Raw genomic sequence first — 19,217 nt, forward strand, 5'->3', positions numbered from 1 at the left:
GAGGGGTGAGAAGGGGGCCGGGGTGAGCGTCAGCCCGCGTTCGGCTGGGGTGCCGCGGACAGGCTCTGCTTGACGTACCGGCTGGTCTCGTCGGCGAGAATCTCGGGCAGGCCGGTCTCGATGCCGTACAGGGCCTGGGCCGCGACGTCTGCGGCGGCGACCTTCTGATCGGCGGGCACGCCGGCGGCCATGTCGGTGTCCATGTAGCCGACGTGCAGCGCCGAGACGGTGATCCCGCGCGGTGCCAGCTCCTCCCGGGTCGCGTCGCTCAGCGCCCAGGCGGCGGCCTTGGAGGCCGCGTAGGAGCCGAGGCCGCCCGGGTGGAACCAGGACAGGGCGGACAGGACGTTGAGTACAGCGCCACCGCCGTTGCCCTCGATGACGGGGGCGAACGCCCGGGTCGCGGCGAGCGGGCCGAAAAAGTTGGTCTCCATCTCCCGGCGCACCTCGGCCACGTCGCCTCCGATCAGCGTCGCGCCGGTGGAGATGCCCGCGTTGTTGATCAGCACTGTCGCGTCGGACGCCACGCGGGCGGCCTCCTGTATCGACGCCTCGTCCGTGACGTCCAGCCGCAGCGGGATGACGCCCGGCACGTCAACCGCCTCGGGGCGTCGAGCCGCGCCGTACACCTTCGCGCCGCGCTCGAGGAGCTGGGCGGCCAGGTGCCGCCCGAGCCCCCGGTTGGCGCCGGTGACGACCGCGACCGCGTTCTTCAGTTCCATGCTCACTCCAGATGCCGGCGGGCGCCGACGGCCACCCGCACGAATTAGATTACGCAATCAATCTAAACATGGAGTTACGATAGATGCCAGTCGACATCCAACGGGAGGTGGCCATGGGCCGCGTATCGCAGGCACAGGCGCAGGAAAACCGCAGGCGGGTGGTGGACACCGCCTCCCGGCTGTTCCGCGAGCAGGGCACGCAGGTCAGCGTCGCCGACCTCATGAAGGCGGCCGGCCTGACCCACGGCGCCTTCTACAAGCAGTTCGCCTCCAAAGAGGCGCTCGTCGACGAGGCCACCGCCCACGCCTTCGCCGAGCTCACCCAGCGCTACAGCGGCGGGCTCGAGCGGCACGACGGGCAGCGCGAAGCCGCCCAGCAGGCGCTGATCGACACCTACCTCTCCGTCGAACACCGCGACACCCCGGCGGACGGCTGCCCGGTCGCCGCACTCGCCACCGACATCGCACGCGAAGGCGGAGGGCGCGAGGCCCGTCGCGTCTACACCGAAGGGGTGGCCGACTTCGCCGGCTTCCTCGCCACCGACGACCAGGACGGCATCGTCCGCCTCTGCACCCTGTTCGGCGCGCTGGTCCTGTCCCGGGCCACCAACGGCTCCCCGCTCTCCGAAGAGATTCTCGCCGCCGCGCACGCAGCCTTGACGGAAGCAGGCTGACCGAGGGCGCGGTGCGGGTGTACGTCGACTGCACTCGTGAGCGAGGAGGCGTCCGCGGCCAGACGGAGGCGGCGGCAGAAGGTCGCCGGCGCCTGGCGCACCGACTTCACCAGGCGCCAGTCAGTCCCGGGCCACATGCCCGTGAAATGCCGGTTGCGCAGCCGACGTCAACGTGCCAGCAGGACTGCGACCTGCTCCCGGATGTCGCGCACGATCTCGTCGACGCTCGCGGCGACGTTCACGCCGGACGCCATCGCGAGGAACATCACGGCTGACTCGACGCGCGCCGTTGTCGCCGCGTCCGCCTCGCTGACCTGGGAGTCCCGGCACAGCACGGCGGCCACTGCCCCCTCGGTCTGGTGATGGGGCCGGGCGGGGTCGCCGAAGACCATCTCGCGCAGGTAGACGCGCTCGTTCTCGACCTGGGTCCGGTTGCGTTCGACGACCGGCCGGACGATCGCCATCACAGCGTTCAGTGTGTCCGGGGTGTTCTCGGCATCCGCCCTGCCTCGTTCGAGGGCTTCGGCAGAGACCAGCAGCAGAGCCGGCTCGAAAGACGGAGGCGGCAGCGAGACACCGTGATGCCGGCGACCTGTGAATCGGTCGCCGGCATCACGGTGTCTCGCTGCCGCAGAACGTCACGCCGGCACGGGGAAGAGCAGGCAGCTACTGGTGGCGTGCGCGAGCAGACGGTCCGCCGCGTCGACCAACTGGGCCTGGGCGAGCGCGGTTCGGCGACCACTGCTGATCACCGTGCCGACGGCGCGCACCCGGCCCGTGTCCACGGTGACCGGCCGCAGGAACTTCACCGTCAGATCGAGCGAGGTGTACGCCATCCCCTGCGGAAGCGTGGACTGGACAGCACAGCCCGCCGCGGAGTCGAGCAGCGTGGCGAACACGCCGCCGTGCATGCTCCCGATGGGGTTGTAGTGCTCCTCGCCCGGCACCAGGGAGAAGACAGCCCTGCCGTGCTCCACCTCGTCCAGGGCGAAGTCGAGGGTCCGGCCGACGGGCGCCGCGGCAAGTCGCCCCGCCTGCACCTCGCGCAGAAAGTCGAGACCCGCCATACCCGCAGCGGCCTGCGCCGGGATCGCCGGATCGTCCCAGCTGTACGTACGTGTTCGCCCCACAGCCCAGCGCCTTCCTTCTGATCATCTGACTTTCCCGAGTGAAGCTAGCTGTGCCCTCATCTGACTGTCAATGACGAAGCCAGGGGCTCTACGATGTCCAGATGGAGTGGCTTGAGGTGAGCACGGAGAACTGCCCAGTCCAGCGCGCGCTGGATGTGGTCGGGGAGAAATGGACGCTGCTGATCCTGCGCGACGCCGTCAACGGGGTGCGCCGCTTCGACAGCTTCCACCGTCACATCGGCCTCTCGGAGGCCGTCCTCAGTGACCGCCTGCGGAAGCTGACCGCAGCCGGCGTGCTGAAGGCCGTCGCCTACCGGGAGCCAGGCCGCCGCTCCCGTAACGAGTACCACCTGACCCGCAAAGGATGGGACCTGTGGCCCGTCCTGGTGGCACTCAGCCAGTGGGGAGAGACGCACGCCGTCGACCCCGCAAGCCCGGGCCCCGTCCTGGACGTAACCCACACCGACTGTGGCGCCCCGGTCCACGTCACCGTCCAGTGCTCCGCGGAGCACACCCCCCTGACTTCCCAGGACGTCACCGTCCGGCTGGGGCCAGGTGCGCGACGTCTCTCATGAGCCGTTAGCCCCGGGCGGGCAGCCGGGTGATGGCGGAATGCCCTGGTACTGGAGACGCCGGGCGCTTTCAAGAGAGTGATCGCGACGGCAAGTTCGCCGAACGGGCGACCGTACTTCCGAACACGACGAGGGTGCAGGCGATGCTCGTGAAGGTGAGGAAATGCCCGGCCTTGCGCTCGCCGCGGCGGTGGCGTCGACGGCACCCGGCGAGCCAGGCCATGGTCCGTTCCATGGTCCAGCGGTGTAGGTCGTCATTGACGCAGACACTCGGCTCGTCGCCGCTGTCGGCCAGCCGTTGCCCGGCAATCGCAACGACTGCAAGGCATGGGAGCTGTCCGGCGCCAAGGTCGCCGTCGGCAAGGCCGTGGTGATCGCGGACGGCGGCTACCGGGGCACCGGCCTGGTCATCCCGCACCGCCGCAAGCCCGGTCAGACCGAACTCCCGGACTGGAAAGAGGAACACAACGCCTCCCACCGCGAGATCCGCGCCCGCGTCGAGCACGTCTTCGCCCGCGTGAAGAGCTGAAAGATCCTGCGTGACTGCCGTCTGAAAGGCGACGGCGTCCACCACGCCATGCTCGGCATTGCCCGCCTGCACAAACCCACCCTCGCCGGATGACCAAGCAACGAGCCGGTCCGCAGGCATGTCCGAGATATTTTACGGGACAGCCCTCAGCCACTACATCCCCGCAGGGGATATGGGCGATATTTACCGTAAACTCTCTTTTAGTTCATCCGTGCCACCCAACGCACCGAAATGCAATCACCAGTTGATCTCCAACACCACGGCGAGGGATACTGCCTGGCGGATGCGCGTTCCCGACCGAGTGGCACTCGCGTCGATATCTTCCCGTGCGGATCACCGGGGGCCATCTACCCAAAGATTGCTGGGCAGTTGACCTTCATGTTTCGTGGTAACGTCCCTGCTCGGAGGGACAGTGCAACCTGAAAGGGAAATCGTGAACACGGAGAAGATCGCCGCTCGCCGCCTCTCACTGGAAGAGGTGACGAAACTCGGCGTGAAGGACAGGGTCTTCGTTTCCGCCGACACGGCAGAACTTAAACTTCCCGACTGCTACGTCCCTGCTTTCCTGACCAAGTCCGGTGAGGATTTCGAGGGCGGCTCGATCACGGCGAGGACCGTATTCGAGGAAGAGGTATCCTGCCTTCCCGACGACGAGAATGAAGCCGGAATCTATGTGGCCGACGAGAACGGCTCGGTGACCATCGAGGTCCTACAGTCCGCCGGTGTCGTGCTGGACCTGACACTTTTCGTCCCTGGTGGGGACAAGGGGTCCCTCACAGCCCTTTACGCTGCGGCCCGGCAGGCGTTCGGCGCCGACATCGTGCAGATCTGGCGCCAGGGCCTCAAGGAGGTTCCCGACGTGAAGGTCGACATCTTCGAGGAGCAGATTCCCCGGGGGCGCAAGGGGAGCGACAGCCCCAAGCGTGACCGTCGCGCGATCGACACCTACCCCACCCGTGCGGACTTCATCGAGTTCTCCGCGGGGTGGAAGCCGGTCGTTGAGATTCACAGGCCGATTGTTGACGACACCCCGACCATCTGAGGCGGCGTTACCTCTCGTCTCGTCCTGAGAGAACGCCGAGAACGCATGCTCCGGACCGTGTCGGCCCCTGAGCGGCCCAGAGAGCCGTCGGAGAACAACTCACGAACGCCGAAGCGCCGTTCCACTCGATGACCTCGCGAGACAGCCCGCCTGCCCAAGATCAAAGCCTGAAGTTGTTCTGCGACAGCCCTCAGGGCTTCGGCGTCAGCCGAGTGACGTCCACTTCGCGATCAGGCCAGGTCGAGAAGCGTGAGGGGGTCGGCGGGCGTCACGCGCACGGCCAGAGGCGATGTTTTTCGCGCCGTTCGGTCGCAGGGCGCCGGCCGCTGGGTTGCGCCAGTTCGCCATAGCGCGGGGTGCGCTGTCGGTCCGCCACCAGCCGGCCGCCGTCCTCTTCAGGCCGGGGAACGCAGGATCCAACACGGCAACTGTCCACATCACCACCGCCCAACTGGTCCTGGTCCAGCTGCCCAAGTGCTACCGGCGCGGGCGGCAGACGCTGATCCGCACGGACTCCGCGGGCCCCCCCGGGGACGGGGACGACGCGGTCGAGGTGCGGCGCGGTGCCGCAATCATCCGGCTGCCTCCCCTCCGGCCTTCCGCTCCGCTGCACGCCTGTGCGCCTCTTCGAGCGCGGCCTGCCATCGCCTGTTGACCTCTTCAGGTCTCTGGTGCCCGCACTCGACAAGGTCGCCCGCCCTGTCGGTGACTTCCGCATAGCAGTCACCGTTCTCGACCCAGACGGCGACGTTCTCGATCCCCGCCGACCGGTCGTCGTCATCCACCCAGAAAGTCATGGAGAAGGCCAGCTCATCGCCGTTGTAGTTGGATCGGACCCGGAACGTCTCGTCCGGCCTGAGCCATCGATCCTCACCAAGTGGCTCCAGCCACATGACGAGCCATCCTTTGGAATCGTTGCGGACATCCATGACAGCCATGTCCGCACCCTAGCCGCTACCGTGATCAGGTAGCGGTGCGTATTCAGCAACTCCTTGGCGGCACCCGAGCGGGACGTACTGTGCGGTCGCCCACTCGTCAGCTTCGGAGAATGGCTGCACCAGTGAGTCGGCGGTGTGCGCGATGCCCGAGACGAGCCCCTGTCCAACGTTGGCGGCGTCCTTGATGTCGGTGAGGGGATCACCGTCGACGACGGCGAGGTCGGCGTACATGCCGGGTGCGATCCGGCCGAGGTCCTCGTGCAAGCGCGTCCCACAGATTGCGCTGGGCGAAGAACCTGCAGACGCACCGCCGGCACCGACGATCAGGGCAACGGCCGCACTGCGACGGAAGCGGGAATTCGCGGGTGTAGCGGGTTTTCCGGGACACGGAGCCGGTGCACGTGGCCGGCCAAGCCCGGCGGCCCAGCCCGAGGGCCGGCTGCCGGGCCAGATCGGGAGGGCTTCCCACTGATCCCGCGGATCATCTAGCCCGGCCGGACCGGGTGCCACGGTGCGTCCTGGCGGGTGAGGTGGGCATCGGCAGCAAGCTGCAGGGCGTAGACCGGCCGCTCGCCGGGGACGGGGCCGAGATCAGTGTGGCCGGTCATGTGGCACCAGGCAGCCAGGTCGAGCGGGCCGCCGGGTCGGTGGCGACGACATGGACGACGGTATCGGGAGGCGCGTCACCGATCTTCTCGCGCAGGCGGAGCAGGAGAGTGTCGCACAGCAGGCCGGTGCCGTCGTCGGTCAAGTCGGCTTCGGGAAGCACGACGCCGCGTCATCGGCTGTCCGAGCCCGGCGCTGTCGCGGGGGCGGGGGTCGACGGCAGGTCCAGGCCCCGGGAGGTGACCGGCCGGACGCTGCCTTCGGCCAGACGGTAGGACAGGCCGACGACCGCCGTACGCCCGGAGTCGACCTGGTCGGCGAGTTCCCGGGAGCGCTCCATGATGACGTCGACGGTGTACCGGACGTGCGTGTCGATGAAGCCGTCGTCGCCGCTCACACCTGCGGCCCGGGCGGCCAGCACGCTGGGGGTCACCCGCTCGATCACGTCCCGGACGTAGCCTTGGGCGGTCGTGCCGTTCTCCACGGCCGCGCGGGTCGCCGCCACGGCACCGCAGGCATCGTGGCCGAGGACCACGACCAGCGGGCAGCCCAGCACGCTGGTCCCGTACTCGACGCTACCGAGGACCTCCGCCCCTACGGCATGCCCTGCGGTCCGCACGACGAACAGGTCTCCCAGCCCCTGGTCGAAGATGATCTCGGCGGCCAGGCGGGAGTCCGAACATCCCAGCAGTACCGCGTATGGATGCTGGGCGGTTACCGTGCCGGTGCGGCGAGCGGCGTCCTGGTTGGGATGCTCGGGCGCCCCGTCGATGAAGCGCTGGTTGCCGGACAGGAGCAGGTCAAGGGCTTCACGTGGGCCGACGAGGCCGCCAGAGATGTCGTCACTCATGGGCCGCAGGCTACGACCGCGTCCGGCTCACCGACGTGCGACGGTGGGTGAATGACGTTCGGATCCCTCGGATAGGGGGTGCCGGCGGTGGTACCTCACGCGACGGCCGCTCGGGCACGGTCCGAGGATGGACGGCCTGCTTCATCCTCTGCGGCTCAAGAGCCTTGAGTAGGCACACGCGGTCGTCCGATCTGATCAGTCCGTCCGGAGAGTCTGTCCGCCGGCAACGCGCGTACCTCAGAGGCGTGTGCGGCAACGGCGGCCCTGCACCATTCGCGGTCCGGCTGATCGCGTTCGTTACCGGGCAGCAAGACCTGGCGTTCGTTGTCCGCGTCGACAGGTTGAGACAGCTCCGCGGCAATGACTAGGCGGTCGACCAGGCCGGAGCGCACTGCGATGTCGGGGAGGGCTGCCCGCCCGCAACCGTCTACCTGGCCGGACTCCACATCGCAGGCATCTTCCTTCGGTCTGCCCGGTGATACGAACGAAACTGTCCAGTCCGGGCGGCTGTCAGGGCGAGCGTGACGGGGATCCTTGTCCGGTGCAGCGGGGGTGCTCCTTCCCGATCAGTGCGCGGAAGAGGACACGCGCCGGTACGGCCCGGAAAGGGGCGACCGGTGCGGTGCCCGACGCCCGGATCCCTTCCGCTGATCCTGGCTGACGTCGGTGACACGCCGCACTGTCATCCGATCAGCACGGAGAATCGCCCGTTCGGGCGGTGCACGTACCGGCAGCCGCCCCGTGACCGTCAGTCGGTCAGAAACTCGCCGTAAGTCCCACCCTCACTTCCTCCCTCCGTTCCCCCCGGACGTGATCCGCTCGCGGTCCGCCCTGTGTGACGGTGCCGGCACGGCGCCGGCCGTTGACTTCCCTCGCAGCCAGGCGAGGAATGCGAGGATGAACAGTCCCTCGACGATCAAGGAAAGGGGACCGTACGGCGGCTCCCAACCGGATTCGTAGTAGCCGTCGGGCAGACCGACGGTGCGCGACAGCAGAAAGCCGATGATCATGCCGAGGCTGACGAGGGCTCCGGTCAACCATGCGATCTTGGGGCGCTTCACAGTGACCAATGCCACCGCCACGACGAGCATGACGCCGCTGCCCAGGGCGAACAGGAAACCGATGTAGAACTTCTCCTCCAGGTGATCAGGGACGAGGAGCCCGTGCAGCACCACATTGCCGACGGCACAGATCGCTCCCAGTCCCCTCAGGGTGACGTCGCTGGCAGAGATGGAGTTCATGGTGACTCCAGCTGTTCATGTGCACTCAGCGGATCCGCCGGGGAACCGGCGACCGCGAGCGGCAAGCACCGGCTCGGCTCACAGCTCGCAGGCGCCGCACCCTCTCCGGTCTGTCGCCCGCCGTGCCGTTCCCGCGCATTCGACACAGCAGGAGCGGAGCCGCGGGGCGAGTACCGCTGTGGTCTTTTCGCTTCCCAGGCGTGCACGTAGCCGGCCGGAAAAGCCTGCTTGACGGCGCAGATCAGTTCAGGGGCCTTGGCCGCCATGGGGAGGGTGGAAGGTGCCGTTGCACAGGCGGATCAGGGTAGGTGCGGTGCGCTCCGGCTCGTGACCGAACTCCTCGATCGAGTGTGTCGGCCGCCGCTCTTGCCGGGAGAGCTCGAACATGCGGCGGCGTGGGGCCTCACCGAGGGCGGCCAAGCTGGTCAGCGAGGCGTGATCCAGTCCCACTGAGTCAGGATATGGATCACAAAAGCTGGCGAAACTTCTCGTGATGCTGTTGTGTAGGAGGTTTTGCCTCTTGTGAATCCATACGGAAACGACCTTCGCCGGGATTGCCCCCGACGGCATGGCGCGCGTAATGCCTTCTCCAAGCTTCGCTGAACGCGTTACCGAGCCCAAGCTACGACGCAACGGTTTCTGCCTCCGCCAAGCGGTCCGCGGCATGAAGGAGGTGAGCTGGGACCTGGTCCCGGATGGACCTCTCGAGCGACTCAGCGGCCGGTCAGTTACCGGGGAAAACCCCTTCACCGAGGCTGCCGACCGCCTTCCAGACCTTCCCGGACCAGCAGAGGGTCCCCCGGTCGAAGTCCTGAGTCGAGCTAGATCAGCCGGCCCCCGCGGGCGATGACCCGGCCGGCCCGTACGACCATGGACGGAATCGGGCGGTCCACGACTGCCTCGGGCAGCGAACCGGCGGCTACCAGGACGAAGTCGGCCGGATCACCGGTCTCCAGCCGGGAGGCGGGCAGACCGAGCAGGGAGGCGCCGCCGTGGGCCACCGCCTCGTAGCAGGCGGCGAGTTCGGCATCAGTGCGGGCATCCGTGCGGTAGGCGAGCAGATGGGCCCGGGCGAGCATGTCGCCGTCACCGAACGGCGTCCAGGCATCGCGCACGCCGTCCGAGCCGACGGCCACCCGCACGCCGTGCGGGCTGAGCCGTGCGGGGTCCAGGACCGGGTCACCGCCCAGGGCACAGGTGACCAGGGAAACGCCGGCACCGGCCAACCGCGCCGCCACGGCGTCGCGTTCGTCGCCCCCGAGCTCGGCCACGGCGAAGGCGTGGCCGAGGGTGACGCGTCCCTGCATCCCGGCGGCGACGGTACGCCGGGCGATCTCGGTGACCTGGCGCAGGCCGGCAGGCCCGCCGTCGTGCAGGTGGATGTCGACCGGCACGCCCTTGCGGGCGGCCAGCCCGAACACAAAGTCCAACTGGCCGTCCATGTCGTCGTCGATGCCGATCGGGTCGAGGCCGCCGACGACGTCGGCCCCCTCGGACAGGGCCTGCTCCATGAGTTCGGCGGTGCCGGGCTCGCTCAGCAGGCCGAGCTGGGGGAAGGCGACGATCTGTACGTCGAGGAGGTTCCTGCGGGCATCGGCCGCCGCCCGCACCCCGTGCACCCCGGAGAGGCCGTGGACGGGGGCGACATCTACATGGGCCCGCATGGCGCGGGTGCCACGGGTGATGGCCCGGTCCATGAGTGCCCCTGCCCGCTCCTCCACCGGAGTCGTGAAAGCCGTCCTGGCCCGGACGTCGCCCTCGATCAGGTCACGGAGCGTCCCGGCGGGTTCGCGGCTCAGCCAGGGCCCGCCCCAGGTCGACTTGTCGGGGTGGATGTGCGCGTCGACGGGCGAGGGCAGGGCAAGGGCTCCCGCGGCGTCCACGGTCACGCAGCCGTCGGGCAACTCGGCCGGGTTGTACGCGGCGATCCGACCGTCGGAGACCAGCAGGTCACAGGTGCGCCCGTCGAGCATACGGACGGCGGTGAAGAGGACATGGGGGCGGGCGGGGGCGGGCGTCGCCATGGGGCGGGGGCTCCTTATGTGGTGCGCGACGTCGTGCGCGGGATGGGCGCCTTGGTCAGGGCCGGCGCTGGGTGGGTTCATCGGTGGCGGCGGCGAGCATCTGCATCGCGGTCTCGCGCGTACCGGCCACATGACGGCGGGCGATCCGCTCCGCCGCCTCCGCGTCGCCGCTGCTGATTGCCTGGTAGAGCAGTTCGTGCTCACCGCACATTGCGGGACCGTCGCCCGGCTCGGAGGTGAGGCTGAAGAGTCGGCGCAACCGGCCGTCGAGCGGCGCCATCAGGTCCTGGAGCAGCGGATTGCCGGACATGACGACGATCTGCTGATGGAAGTCGGCATGGACCGAGCCCAGTTCGCGGGTCCGGCGGGAGGAGTCCGCGACGCGGCGGGCGCGGTCCAGGAGTCTTTCCAGGGTGCGCAGGCCTTCCCGGTCGGCGCGCCGGGCGGCCAGCGAGGCCGCCAGCGCCTCCAGGTGTTCCCGGATGTCGAAGAAGTCCGCGGCCTCGGCCGGGCCCAGCGGGGCGACGAACGCGCCCTTCCGTGCCTGGGCAGCGATGAATCCCTCGGTCTCCAGTCGCTGGATGGCTTCCCGCACGGGGATACGGGACACCCCCAGCTCGTCCGCGAGTTCCCGTTCGACGACCCGGTGCCCGGAGGGGTAGCGGCCGTCGATGATCCGCTCGCGCAGTTCTACATAGACCTGGTCGCGCAGTGACTGATGTGCCGCACCGATGGTGGCGGTGAGGCCTGCGGTTCGGCTGCTGCTCATGGACTCGCTTCCTGCCCGTCGGAGCCGGTCTCTTCCGGCTCCCGTGCCGTGATCATCGCAGATCCCGGAAAGGTCCCGTAGACCCTTGCTTGGTATTCGGTATACCAGATAACTTGAGCGCCGCACCCAATCCGGCCGCCCTGAACTGGTCTTTTCCGCTGACCCATGCCTGACGCAGGCATCGGCTTCGGCGTCCAGCCGCCCGTTCGCACCTGAGGAACCACCGATGACGCAACCCTCGACGGCCGTCCCGCCGCCCTCCTCCCCCTCCTCCGACCTCCCGGACACCGCCGCGCCGTCCGGCGGTTCGGCGGGGCGCCTCGCCAAGGGGCAGATCGGCACCTTCGATCTGGTCTTCTTCGTCGTGGCGGCGGCCGCGCCGCTCACCGTGCTGGCCGGTGTCGCGCCGTTCGCCATCGGCATCGGCGGTCCGGGCACCCCGCTCGGCTATCTGGTCTCCGGTGCACTGCTGGTGCTGTTCGCCGCCGGGTTCACCGCGATGAGCCGCTACGTACGCAACGCCGGAGCCTTCTACGCGTACGTCGCCCGTGGCCTCGGGCGGACGCTCGGCGTGGCCACCGCCTACCTGGCGACGCTCTCGTACAACCTCGTCGCCCCCGGTGTCGCCGCCGGATTCGGCTACTTCGCCTCGACGACCCTGAGCGATCTCACCGGTGCGGAACTGCCCTGGTGGCCGCTGTCGACCCTCTGCGTGCTGGGCACCGGGGTGCTGGGCTGGCTGCGGGTCACGCTGAGCGCGAAAGTGTTGGGGGTGGCGCTGGTCCTGGAGGTCCTGGTGCTGCTGGTGATGGATGTCGGGGTGCTGGCGGACCGGGGCACCGACGCCCTGGACATCACGTCCTTCGACCCGTCCGTGCTGGCCACCTCCGGCGGCATGGCCGGCATGTTCGTCCTGGTCATCGGCGCGTTCACGGGCTTCGAGGCGACCGCGATCTACGCTGAGGAGGCGCGCGACCCGGAGCGCACGGTGCCTCGCGCCACCTTCGTCGCGATCGGATTCCTGGCACTGTTCTACGCCGTCGGGGTGTGGATCCTGATGGGCAGCTTCGGCACGGACGAATCGGTCACGATGGCCAGGTCGTCGGACGGCCCGCAGTTGACGTTCCACGCGGCCGACCAGTTCGTCGGCCGGTGGCTCGCCGACTCCATGCATGTGCTGATCGTGGTCAGTGCGTTCGCCGCCACCCTCGCCTTCCACAATGCCGCGGCCCGCTACCTCTACGCCCTGGGCCGCGAGGGTCTGCTGCCGCGTCGGCTGGGCCGGGTGTCGCTCCGGCAGGGTTCACCGGTGACGGCAGTCGTCACACAGACCGTCTTCGGGCTGGTGATCGTGGTGGGTGGTGCGCTGATCGGCGCGGATCCGTACTCCGAGATCTTCCTGTGGACCAACAGCACCGGCGTCCTCGGCATCATGATCATGCAGGCGCTGGCAGCGCTCGCTGTCTGTTTCTTCTTCCGTCGTGACCGGTGCGGCATGTCGGTCTGGCGGGTCGCGGTCGCACCGCTGATCGCCTTCGTGGGTCTCGCGGTCCTGTCGGTGCTCGCGACGCTCCACTTCGATCTGCTCACCGGGCGCACGGGTGCGGTCAATGCGGCGCTGCTCGTGCCGCTGCCTGTGGTGCTCGTGGCCGGGTTCGTGGTGGCCCTGCGCATCCGCCGCACCGAGCCTGAGCGGTATGCGCGGCTCACCGAGGTGGACGTCGAACGGGACTGAACGGCGCGACGCCGCGGGGGACGAATCGAACGTCCGGCAACGCCTCCGTCGCGGTCAGCCGTTCGCGTCGTCCCCGCGGAACCTGGCGTGCAGATGCATGTCGTGCCGGCCGTCGGCGTACAAATGGGAGTGGCGCCGGGTGCCCTCCAGGGCGAAGCCCGTCTTGGTCACCACCCGCCAGGACGCCTCGTTCCGCGCGGAGTGCGCAAGTCCGCTCGAACCCGATCTCGGAACGGGACAGGAGCGGGACGTAGCCGGTCGCGTGCACGGTCATGATCACAAGGTCGTCGCCGAGATTCCTGGCGTCCTCTGGATCACCGACGCCGTAGACGCGGCCGGGCGCCACGGCGTCGGCATCACCCACAAGGACGGCTGTTCCGCGCCCCGGTCGGTGTTGGTCTTCGACAAGGCCGCTCTTGCCTGCATCGGGCTCGCAGGCGTACTTCATCAGTGACGGGCCCAGGTCAAGGGGCACCACGGGCGACGTGCTGTTCGGCAAGGACGCCGTCATTGAGCACGGTGTGTCGATCGGCATGGCGAGGTACCGCGAAGACCGCGAACCGGGTCGGGCCCGTAGACGGGGCACCCAGCGAAGCGTCAACCGGCCCCGTCCGTCTGCTCCGACGTCTCCTCCTCCACGTCCGCCATCGCAGGGTCCAGGAGGCGGGACAGGAAGTGGCGGGTTCGTTCGTGACGGGGGTGAGAAATGACCTGCTCGGGGGCGCCGTCCTCGACGATCACCCCACCGTCCATGAAGACGACCCGATCGGCGACCTCGCGGGCGAAGGTCATCTCGTGGGTCACCACCATCATCGTCATCCCGTCCCGGGCGAGCATGCGCATCACCGCGAGCACGTCGCCCACCAGTTCCGGGTCGAGCGCGGACGTCGGCTCGTCGAACAGCATCACCTCGGGGCCCATCGCCAGCGCGCGGGCAATGGCGACGCGCTGCTGCTGGCCGCCGGAGAGGGAGGAGGGGTAGGCGTCGGCCTTTTCAGCGAGACCCACCCGCGCCAGGTTCTCCGCGGCCGCCTTCGCGGCCGTCGCCTTGTCCCGCCGCAGCACGCGGCGCTGCGGCAGCGTCAGGTTCTCCGTCACCGTAAGGTGAGGAAAGAGGTTGAACTGCTGGAACACCATGCCGATCCGACGGCGTACGGCGTCGATGTCGACGTCAGGATCGGTGATCTCCGTGCCTCCGACGAAGACCTGCCCCTTCGTCGGCTCCTCGAGCAGATTCACGCAACGCAGCAGCGTGGACTTGCCGGAGCCGGACGGGCCGATGACGCAGACGACCTCGCCCTGTTCGATCTCCAGGTCGATGCCGCGCAGCACCTCGTTGGTCCCGAAGGACTTGTGCAGGGCGCTGATCGAGATCTCCGGTCGGCTCATTTCACGGCCTCCTGGGCCCTGGCCTCCATGCGGCGTACGACGAAGCCGAGCGGGACGGTAACCAGCAGGTAGCACAGGCCGGCGACGAGGATGGGTGTGGAGTTGGCGGTCTGGCTGGCCAGATCCCGGCCGAACTTGGACAGCTCCCGCTCTTCCAGGGTGACCCCGAGGAACAGCACCAGCGAGGAGTCCTTGAACAGGAGCACCAGTTCGTTGGTGAGCGGCGGGAGGATGACCCGGAAGGACTGCGGGAGGATGATCGAGACCATCGCGCGGCCGTGTGAGAATCCCAGCGAACGGGCCGCCTCCATCTGTCCCTTGGGCACGGCCTGAATGCCCGCGCGGAAGGTCTCCGCCATGTACGCGGCGGCCACCAGACCGAGCGCGAGCGCCACCTTGCCGTAGGTGCCGCCGATGATCTCCGTACCAGGGAAGGCCAGCGGCACGGCCACGCCGATGAAGATGAAGATCAGCAGGGCGGGCAGGCCACGGAAGATCTCGATGTAGATGCCGGCGAGCCAGCGATAGGGGCCCACCGACGACAGCCGCATCAGCGCGATGATCATGCCGAGCACCAGGCCGACGGCGAAGCCGGACACGGTGTACAACACGGTGTTCTTCAGCGCCAGCGTGATGACTTCCGGGAACATTTCTTCGGCGATGGCGCGCTGGGCGAACTGGTTGCGCAGCCGGTCCCAGTCCGCCGCGGCCGCGAAGGCGATCACGGCCGCGATGAAGACGACGTACTGGACGCCGCGCGAGAGACTGCGCCGCCGACGGCGGGACAGGCCCTTCTTCTTCGGCTGGAGCGTCGTGTCCGGATGCGTCATGAGGCGGACGGGGAGGCCGCGGACTCGTCGTACGGACCGATCCACTGCTCGTACAGCTTCTTGTACGTGCCGTCGGCCTTGGCGTCCGCCAAGGCCTTGTTGATGGCCTTGCGCAGCTTGTCGTTGCCCTTCTTCACGGTGAAGCCGTACTGCTCGCCGGTGTCGATCTGCTCGGCGACCTCGAAGGCGCCGGCGTTGGCCTTGTCCTTCAGCCAGCCCTGGACGACGGGGTAGTCGATGACGACGGCGTCGACCTGGCCGGTGCGCAGGCCGTTGAGGACGGCGTCGGAGGACTCGAAGGAGACCGGGTCCAGGCCCTGCCCCTTGGTGTAGTCCTCGCCGGTGGTCTGCGCCTGGGCACCTACCTTCTTGCCCTTCAGGTCGGCGAAGGAGGAAATCCCACTGTCCTTGTCGGCCAGGACGGCCTGGGTCGCCTGGAAGTAGGGGTCCGAGAAGTCGACGTTCTTCTTGCGCTCTTCCGTGATGGTCATGCCGGCGGCAGCCAGGTCGCACTGGCCGGCGTTGAGAGATCCACCGGTCTTGAAGTTCTCGAAGGGCTGGTCGACGATGTCCTGTTCGACGCCCAAGTCCTCGGCGACCAAGTCCACCAGGGCCACGTCGAAGCCCTGCACCCTGCCGTCGATCTCCGACTGGAAGGGCGGGTACGGCAGGTGGGTGCAGGTGGTGAGCCGCCCGGCCTTGACGAGTTCTACGCCACCGGCGGCGGTCTTCTTGCCGCCGCCGTCGTCACTGGAGGTGCAGCCGGCCACCAGGGCCAGCCCGGCCGCCGCAGTGGTTGCGGCCAGAAGACGGGCCCGGCGCCTGAGGACGGTGTTCAAGGGGACCTCCTGTGAGGAAACTGAGAGTTCAGATTATAAGAAGAACTTTGAGGCGATCAAAACAAAATGAGGGTGACGGAGCCGATCCGCCTCGGAAGTTACCCGGCTGGTCGTGTGCGAGGGCTATGGTGGCCCGCCGTCTCGACGACGACCGGGGGTGGGCTCGGCAACGGCCAGGACGTCGTGATCGAGCAGGGCGAAGTGCTGCTGCCGCTGGAGGATGCGGTCATCGCCGCCGCCGGAACGGACACCGTCGTGCTGCACGTCATTACGGGTCCGGTCCAGCGCGGCGCGGCGCGGGGCGGGCCAGGCGCGGAACGGTGGGCGGGGGGCAGGCGCTGGAGAAGGCCTTGGACGTGTTCCGGCGCCAGGGGTACGAAGGCGCGACACTGTCCGACCTGACCGAAGCCATGGGCATCACCAAGACCAGCCTGTACGCCGCCTACGGCAACAAGGAGGAACTGTTCCGCAAGGTCATCGACCGCTACGGGAACGGGCCGGCCGGCTACCTCCTCGAAGCCGTGCGGAAACCGACGGCGAGGGCCGTCGCCGAGCACGTGCTTCACGGCGCCGCTGTCGCCGGGACACTCCCGGGCCGCCCTACCGGGTGCCTCGCCGTGCAGGGCGCCCTGGCACCCGGCACGCCCGACGCGGCAGCGCACAAACTACTCACCGACTGGCGGAAGCAGGGTGAGAGGCGGATCTGTGAACGATTCACGGCCGCCCGCACCGAGGGCGACCTGCCGCCCGACAGCGACCCCTCGGCCCTGGCGCGCTACGTCTTCACCGTTGCCTACGGAGTGGCCGTACAGGCAGCGAGCGGCGTGCCTCGCAAACAGCTCCAGGAAACGGTGCAGTTGGCCCTGCGGGCATGGCCCTCCTGAACGCAGGTCGATGCGTGCGGCGGTGGGGTCGGCCCGGGGGCGGTCGGCTGCGGCTGGTCTCTCACGATGACGGGGTGAAAGATGACGGCGTGGGCTGCCCGCGCCGGTGGGCGCTGGGTGCCGGTCCCCTCGGCTGAAGAGCGGAAGGGTCGGCCTGGCGGACGGCGGCTCGCCTGCATGTGAGGGTGCGAAAGCGTCCTTCCGAACAACTCCCTGCCCCCGAACGCGTCCTCCTCCTGGTACGTGTACTCGCTGAGGTTTTCGTGGAACCCCCGCGCATCATCGCCCCACGCGGCGTGACGCTCGCCGGACGAGGGCCCGCATCAACACTGGCCCCATGCTTCGAAGCGCCGTCGCCCACTTGCCCAACCTATCGATAGTCGATAGGTTTCCATCGTAATTCGTTGCTGGAAGGGGTGGGTCATGAGAAAGCTGACCGTGAATGTGCTGCGCGCCGTGCTCGTTGTGGTGCTCGCCGGCACCGGCTTCGTGCAGGTGTCGATGGTGTGGGCGCTGGCCACCGACCCGGAGGCCGGAACACTCCCCCTCACCCCGCTGCGGGTGGTCACGATCCTGGGCATGGTGTCGGCCCAAGTCGCCCTGGTCTGCGTATGGCGACTGGTGACGATGGTGCGACGCGGAACCGTTTTCTCCCACGCCGCCTTCCGATACGTGAACGGGATGATCGGTGCGATCGTGGCGGCTGCCCTCCTGTGGTTCACGGTCACTGCCCTCAACGCGCCGGGCCAGCGGGACGATCCGGGCGTGACCGTCATCATGGGCGGCATCGGCGTGGCCATCTTGGGAGTCGCACTGATCGTGCATGTGCTGCGGATGCTGCTCGCCCAGGCCGTCGCGCGCGACGTCGAAGCGGCACAGATGCAGGCCGAACTGGCCGAGGTGATCTGATGCCGATCGCGGTAGACATCGACGTGATGCTGGCCAGACGCAAGATGTCCGTGGGCGAACTCGCGGAGCGCATAGGAATCACGCCCACCAACCTGGCGGTCCTCAAGAACGGCCGCGCCAAGGCGGTGCGTTTCGCGACGCTCGCCGCGCTCTGCGAGGCGCTCGAGTGCCAGCCGGGCGACCTGCTGCGCTGGGAGGCCGAGGCCGGCCCCGAAGATGCGGCAGCTGGAGCACGACCGGCAGAAGTTGTTCACTGAGGCAAGCCCGTGTGGTTCGGGTGCTGGGCGGCTCAGTGCTGAGTGACGGCCAGGTTCGCCGGCGCGGAGGACGCGTCACCCCAGCACTCTCCGGGGGGCGTGAACGTGTCGGCATCCTGCCCGTGAGGACCGCGCCGACCGTGGCCTCCATCGACGCTCGCCGAAACGGGGATGTGGCCTCCACCATTTCGTAAAGGAGAACGCCAAGGGACCACACATGTCCGAGGCGGGTTCAGGACTCTGTCCTCCCATCCGTTCGGGCGCGGTGTAGGCGAGCGAGCCGACAAACTCCCCTACTTGGGTCAGCGACTCCTCGCCGACGATGTAGGCGATGCCGAAATCGGTCAAGACGACCCTGCCGCCCCTGCCGAGCAGAACGTTGCCGGGCTTCACGTCCCGGTGCAGCACTCCCCGCGCGTGTGCGGCGGCAAGCGCCTCCGCAACAGCCAGACCGATCCGGGCAGCTTCGTGTTCGGCGAGGGCTCCGCTACCGTCAAGGCGGTTTGCGAGCGACCCTCCGTGCACCCGCTCCATGACAATCCACGGATGGCCGTCCTCCAGCACCACGTCGTACACGGTGACCACAGCCGGATGCTCCACGCGCGCCGCCGCCCGAGCTTCCCGCAAGATCCGTGCGGCCAAGGGCCCTGCGGCTGCCATGAGCGCCTGTTTTACGGCAACCCCTCGTGGCCCGGCAAGCCCCCGCCGCTACGCGTTCGACCAGCCCCGCTCGCAGAGCACGAGCCGGTACCCGTCCGGGTCCTCGACCGTGACGCCCCACCGGTTCCAGTACGGGTTCGGCGACGGCACCCGCTTGCCGCCGTGCTCCTCCAGACGGGTGACCAGGTCATCGGGCACCGGGCCGTCGACGTAGATCACTAGCAGGTCCTCCTCGGTGGGCCTGGGCTCGACGGGCCGGGCGGGCTCGTGGACCAGCTCCAGATGCCAGTCGGCATCCGGCCAGCCCACCATCAGCAGGTCGTGCCCACCGGGTTCCGCCCCTCCCTCTGCCCGCCACACCACACCGAGCCCCAGCCCCCGCACCCAGAACCGCTCGGCCACCGCCAGGTCCCGGGAAGGCCGGGCGATGCGGATGTGACTATGACCGTTGACGGACATCGTGACCTCTTCCTGAGCTGCCGGTTTCCTGCTCAGCAGCCTAGGTATCACGCTCTCGCGCGACCATCGGCCGATCGCCCTGGTCCACAAGTCCTAGTCCTGTGACCGCAATCCTGCCGGGCGTCGCGAGACCTTTCCGGTCGCAGCACTAGGGTCCG

Annotated in this window: 24 protein-coding genes and 3 pseudogenes; 10 read left to right on the plus strand and 17 right to left on the minus strand. The window is 68.5% G+C overall.

Features of this window, described 5'->3' with window-relative positions:
- Window positions 1–29 precede the first annotated feature (29 nt).
- Window positions 30–722 (minus strand): SDR family oxidoreductase, encoded by a 693-nt coding sequence (locus tag ACIRG6_RS26710; RefSeq protein WP_365022693.1) that lies wholly within the window; start codon window positions 720–722, stop codon window positions 30–32.
- A gap of 113 nt (window positions 723–835) precedes the next feature.
- Between ACIRG6_RS26710 and ACIRG6_RS26715 the strand changes: the two genes are divergently transcribed.
- Window positions 836–1,396 (plus strand): TetR/AcrR family transcriptional regulator, encoded by a 561-nt coding sequence (locus ACIRG6_RS26715; RefSeq protein WP_403324867.1) that lies wholly within the window; start codon window positions 836–838, stop codon window positions 1,394–1,396.
- A gap of 167 nt (window positions 1,397–1,563) precedes the next feature.
- On the opposite strand, the gene ACIRG6_RS26720 is transcribed toward ACIRG6_RS26715, so the two are convergent.
- Complete coding sequence (locus ACIRG6_RS26720; protein ID WP_403324806.1) at window positions 1,564–1,863, minus strand: hypothetical protein; 300 nt, start codon at window positions 1,861–1,863, stop codon at window positions 1,564–1,566.
- A gap of 171 nt (window positions 1,864–2,034) precedes the next feature.
- Complete coding sequence (locus ACIRG6_RS26725) at window positions 2,035–2,526, minus strand: PaaI family thioesterase (RefSeq protein ID WP_364824836.1); 492 nt, start codon at window positions 2,524–2,526, stop codon at window positions 2,035–2,037.
- 101 nt (window positions 2,527–2,627) lie between these two features.
- Here ACIRG6_RS26725 and ACIRG6_RS26730 point away from each other — a divergent pair, with 101 nt between their 5' ends.
- From ACIRG6_RS26730 to ACIRG6_RS26745, 4 genes and pseudogenes are all read left to right on the plus strand, one after another.
- Window positions 2,628–3,101, plus strand: coding sequence for a winged helix-turn-helix transcriptional regulator (locus ACIRG6_RS26730; RefSeq protein WP_403324807.1), 474 nt, complete (start codon window positions 2,628–2,630; stop codon window positions 3,099–3,101).
- Window positions 3,102–3,348: 247 nt separating this feature from the next.
- A pseudogene (locus ACIRG6_RS26735) lies at window positions 3,349–3,720 on the plus strand (transposase); the annotation flags it as partial.
- A 340-nt stretch (window positions 3,721–4,060) separates the two neighbouring features.
- Window positions 4,061–4,669, plus strand: a complete 609-nt coding sequence (locus tag ACIRG6_RS26740; protein ID WP_318216444.1) for a hypothetical protein — start codon at window positions 4,061–4,063, stop codon at window positions 4,667–4,669.
- A gap of 376 nt (window positions 4,670–5,045) precedes the next feature.
- Window positions 5,046–5,204: pseudogene (locus ACIRG6_RS26745) on the plus strand (IS1380 family transposase); the annotation flags it as partial.
- Window positions 5,205–5,241: 37 nt separating this feature from the next.
- On the opposite strand, the gene ACIRG6_RS26750 reads toward ACIRG6_RS26745, so the two are convergent.
- From ACIRG6_RS26750 to ACIRG6_RS26785, 8 genes are all read right to left on the minus strand, one after another.
- Window positions 5,242–5,607, minus strand: a complete 366-nt coding sequence (locus tag ACIRG6_RS26750; protein ID WP_364824869.1) for a hypothetical protein — start codon at window positions 5,605–5,607, stop codon at window positions 5,242–5,244.
- A 9-nt stretch (window positions 5,608–5,616) separates the two neighbouring features.
- Window positions 5,617–5,838 carry a hypothetical protein gene (locus tag ACIRG6_RS26755; RefSeq protein ID WP_403324808.1) on the minus strand — a complete coding sequence of 74 codons (222 nt, stop codon included), beginning with the start codon at window positions 5,836–5,838 and terminating at the stop codon, window positions 5,617–5,619.
- A 373-nt stretch (window positions 5,839–6,211) separates the two neighbouring features.
- The gene (locus ACIRG6_RS26760; protein WP_364686316.1) at window positions 6,212–6,376 is read right to left on the minus strand and encodes a hypothetical protein; all 165 of its coding nucleotides are present in this window, start codon (window positions 6,374–6,376) and stop codon (window positions 6,212–6,214) included.
- Window positions 6,377–6,385: 9 nt separating this feature from the next.
- A complete protein-coding gene (locus tag ACIRG6_RS26765) occupies window positions 6,386–7,063 on the minus strand; it encodes a carbonic anhydrase (RefSeq protein ID WP_403324809.1) in 678 nt (225 codons plus the stop codon).
- 782 nt (window positions 7,064–7,845) lie between these two features.
- Window positions 7,846–8,304: a hypothetical protein gene (locus tag ACIRG6_RS26770; protein WP_364686310.1), complete on the minus strand. Its 459-nt coding sequence runs from the start codon at window positions 8,302–8,304 to the stop codon at window positions 7,846–7,848.
- Window positions 8,305–8,550: 246 nt separating this feature from the next.
- The gene (locus ACIRG6_RS26775) at window positions 8,551–8,754 is read right to left on the minus strand and encodes a hypothetical protein (RefSeq protein ID WP_403324810.1); all 204 of its coding nucleotides are present in this window, start codon (window positions 8,752–8,754) and stop codon (window positions 8,551–8,553) included.
- A gap of 371 nt (window positions 8,755–9,125) precedes the next feature.
- Window positions 9,126–10,328, minus strand: a complete 1,203-nt coding sequence (locus ACIRG6_RS26780) for an amidohydrolase (RefSeq protein WP_403324811.1) — start codon at window positions 10,326–10,328, stop codon at window positions 9,126–9,128.
- Between the two features lie 55 nt (window positions 10,329–10,383).
- On the minus strand, window positions 10,384–11,097 hold the full coding sequence (locus ACIRG6_RS26785) for a GntR family transcriptional regulator (protein ID WP_318216177.1): 714 nt from the start codon (window positions 11,095–11,097) through the stop codon (window positions 10,384–10,386).
- A gap of 226 nt (window positions 11,098–11,323) precedes the next feature.
- Here ACIRG6_RS26785 and ACIRG6_RS26790 point away from each other — a divergent pair, with 226 nt between their 5' ends.
- Window positions 11,324–12,832: an APC family permease gene (locus ACIRG6_RS26790; protein ID WP_403324812.1), complete on the plus strand. Its 1,509-nt coding sequence runs from the start codon at window positions 11,324–11,326 to the stop codon at window positions 12,830–12,832.
- 54 nt (window positions 12,833–12,886) lie between these two features.
- Here the strand turns inward: ACIRG6_RS26790 and ACIRG6_RS26795 are convergent.
- A pseudogene (locus tag ACIRG6_RS26795) lies at window positions 12,887–13,042 on the minus strand (GNAT family N-acetyltransferase); the annotation flags it as partial.
- On the opposite strand from ACIRG6_RS26795, the gene ACIRG6_RS26800 reads away from it, so the two are divergent.
- A complete protein-coding gene (locus ACIRG6_RS26800) occupies window positions 12,996–13,286 on the plus strand; it encodes a hypothetical protein (RefSeq protein WP_403324813.1) in 291 nt (96 codons plus the stop codon). The pseudogene ACIRG6_RS26795 and the gene ACIRG6_RS26800 sit on opposite strands and share 47 nt — an antisense overlap.
- A gap of 143 nt (window positions 13,287–13,429) precedes the next feature.
- Here the strand turns inward: ACIRG6_RS26800 and ACIRG6_RS26805 are convergent, their stop codons facing one another.
- The 3 genes from ACIRG6_RS26805 to ACIRG6_RS26815 are packed head-to-tail and all read right to left on the minus strand — an operon-like array spanning window position 13,430 to window position 15,890.
- Window positions 13,430–14,221, minus strand: a complete 792-nt coding sequence (locus tag ACIRG6_RS26805; RefSeq protein ID WP_403324814.1) for an amino acid ABC transporter ATP-binding protein — start codon at window positions 14,219–14,221, stop codon at window positions 13,430–13,432.
- The gene (locus ACIRG6_RS26810; protein WP_403324815.1) at window positions 14,218–15,051 is read right to left on the minus strand and encodes an amino acid ABC transporter permease; all 834 of its coding nucleotides are present in this window, start codon (window positions 15,049–15,051) and stop codon (window positions 14,218–14,220) included. The genes ACIRG6_RS26805 and ACIRG6_RS26810 overlap by 4 nt, the downstream gene beginning before the upstream one ends.
- On the minus strand, window positions 15,048–15,890 hold the full coding sequence (locus ACIRG6_RS26815) for a transporter substrate-binding domain-containing protein (protein ID WP_364686292.1): 843 nt from the start codon (window positions 15,888–15,890) through the stop codon (window positions 15,048–15,050). Before ACIRG6_RS26815 ends, ACIRG6_RS26810 begins: the two co-directional genes overlap by 4 nt.
- Before the next feature lie 320 nt (window positions 15,891–16,210).
- On the opposite strand from ACIRG6_RS26815, the gene ACIRG6_RS26820 reads away from it, so the two are divergent.
- From ACIRG6_RS26820 to ACIRG6_RS26830, 3 genes are all read left to right on the plus strand, one after another.
- Window positions 16,211–16,774 (plus strand): TetR/AcrR family transcriptional regulator, encoded by a 564-nt coding sequence (locus tag ACIRG6_RS26820; protein ID WP_403324816.1) that lies wholly within the window; start codon window positions 16,211–16,213, stop codon window positions 16,772–16,774.
- Window positions 16,775–17,197: 423 nt separating this feature from the next.
- Window positions 17,198–17,683 carry a DUF2975 domain-containing protein gene (locus ACIRG6_RS26825; protein ID WP_403324817.1) on the plus strand — a complete coding sequence of 162 codons (486 nt, stop codon included), beginning with the start codon at window positions 17,198–17,200 and terminating at the stop codon, window positions 17,681–17,683.
- Window positions 17,683–17,940 carry a helix-turn-helix domain-containing protein gene (locus tag ACIRG6_RS26830; RefSeq protein ID WP_364686283.1) on the plus strand — a complete coding sequence of 86 codons (258 nt, stop codon included), beginning with the start codon at window positions 17,683–17,685 and terminating at the stop codon, window positions 17,938–17,940. The genes ACIRG6_RS26825 and ACIRG6_RS26830 overlap by 1 nt, the downstream gene beginning before the upstream one ends.
- A 75-nt stretch (window positions 17,941–18,015) precedes the next feature.
- Here the strand turns inward: ACIRG6_RS26830 and ACIRG6_RS26835 are convergent, their stop codons facing one another.
- Entirely contained in the window at window positions 18,016–18,600 is a 585-nt protein-coding gene (locus ACIRG6_RS26835; protein WP_403324818.1) for a serine/threonine-protein kinase, read from the minus strand.
- Window positions 18,601–18,648: 48 nt separating this feature from the next.
- Window positions 18,649–19,059 carry a VOC family protein gene (locus tag ACIRG6_RS26840; protein ID WP_350724699.1) on the minus strand — a complete coding sequence of 137 codons (411 nt, stop codon included), beginning with the start codon at window positions 19,057–19,059 and terminating at the stop codon, window positions 18,649–18,651.
- Between the last annotated feature and the right edge of the window lie 158 nt (window positions 19,060–19,217).

Source organism: Streptomyces flaveolus (assembly GCF_044765825.1).
GTDB lineage: Bacteria > Actinomycetota > Actinomycetes > Streptomycetales > Streptomycetaceae > Streptomyces > Streptomyces flaveolus.

Coding starts and splice junctions, on each gene's coding strand:
- ACIRG6_RS26710 (WP_365022693.1), bottom strand. CDS start 722: ATGGAACTGAAGAACGCGGTCGCGGTCGTCACCGGCGCCAACCGGGGG.
- ACIRG6_RS26715 (WP_403324867.1), top strand. CDS start 836: ATGGGCCGCGTATCGCAGGCACAGGCGCAGGAAAACCGCAGGCGGGTG.
- ACIRG6_RS26730 (WP_403324807.1), top strand. CDS start 2,628: ATGGAGTGGCTTGAGGTGAGCACGGAGAACTGCCCAGTCCAGCGCGCG.
- ACIRG6_RS26750 (WP_364824869.1), bottom strand. CDS start 5,607: ATGGCTGTCATGGATGTCCGCAACGATTCCAAAGGATGGCTCGTCATG.
- ACIRG6_RS26755 (WP_403324808.1), bottom strand. CDS start 5,838: ATGTACGCCGACCTCGCCGTCGTCGACGGTGATCCCCTCACCGACATC.
- ACIRG6_RS26765 (WP_403324809.1), bottom strand. CDS start 7,063: ATGAGTGACGACATCTCTGGCGGCCTCGTCGGCCCACGTGAAGCCCTT.
- ACIRG6_RS26770 (WP_364686310.1), bottom strand. CDS start 8,304: ATGAACTCCATCTCTGCCAGCGACGTCACCCTGAGGGGACTGGGAGCG.
- ACIRG6_RS26780 (WP_403324811.1), bottom strand. CDS start 10,328: ATGGCGACGCCCGCCCCCGCCCGCCCCCATGTCCTCTTCACCGCCGTC.
- ACIRG6_RS26785 (WP_318216177.1), bottom strand. CDS start 11,097: ATGAGCAGCAGCCGAACCGCAGGCCTCACCGCCACCATCGGTGCGGCA.
- ACIRG6_RS26790 (WP_403324812.1), top strand. CDS start 11,324: ATGACGCAACCCTCGACGGCCGTCCCGCCGCCCTCCTCCCCCTCCTCC.
- ACIRG6_RS26805 (WP_403324814.1), bottom strand. CDS start 14,221: ATGAGCCGACCGGAGATCTCGATCAGCGCCCTGCACAAGTCCTTCGGG.
- ACIRG6_RS26810 (WP_403324815.1), bottom strand. CDS start 15,051: ATGACGCATCCGGACACGACGCTCCAGCCGAAGAAGAAGGGCCTGTCC.
- ACIRG6_RS26825 (WP_403324817.1), top strand. CDS start 17,198: ATGAGAAAGCTGACCGTGAATGTGCTGCGCGCCGTGCTCGTTGTGGTG.
- ACIRG6_RS26830 (WP_364686283.1), top strand. CDS start 17,683: ATGCCGATCGCGGTAGACATCGACGTGATGCTGGCCAGACGCAAGATG.
- ACIRG6_RS26835 (WP_403324818.1), bottom strand. CDS start 18,600: ATGGCAGCCGCAGGGCCCTTGGCCGCACGGATCTTGCGGGAAGCTCGG.
- ACIRG6_RS26840 (WP_350724699.1), bottom strand. CDS start 19,059: ATGTCCGTCAACGGTCATAGTCACATCCGCATCGCCCGGCCTTCCCGG.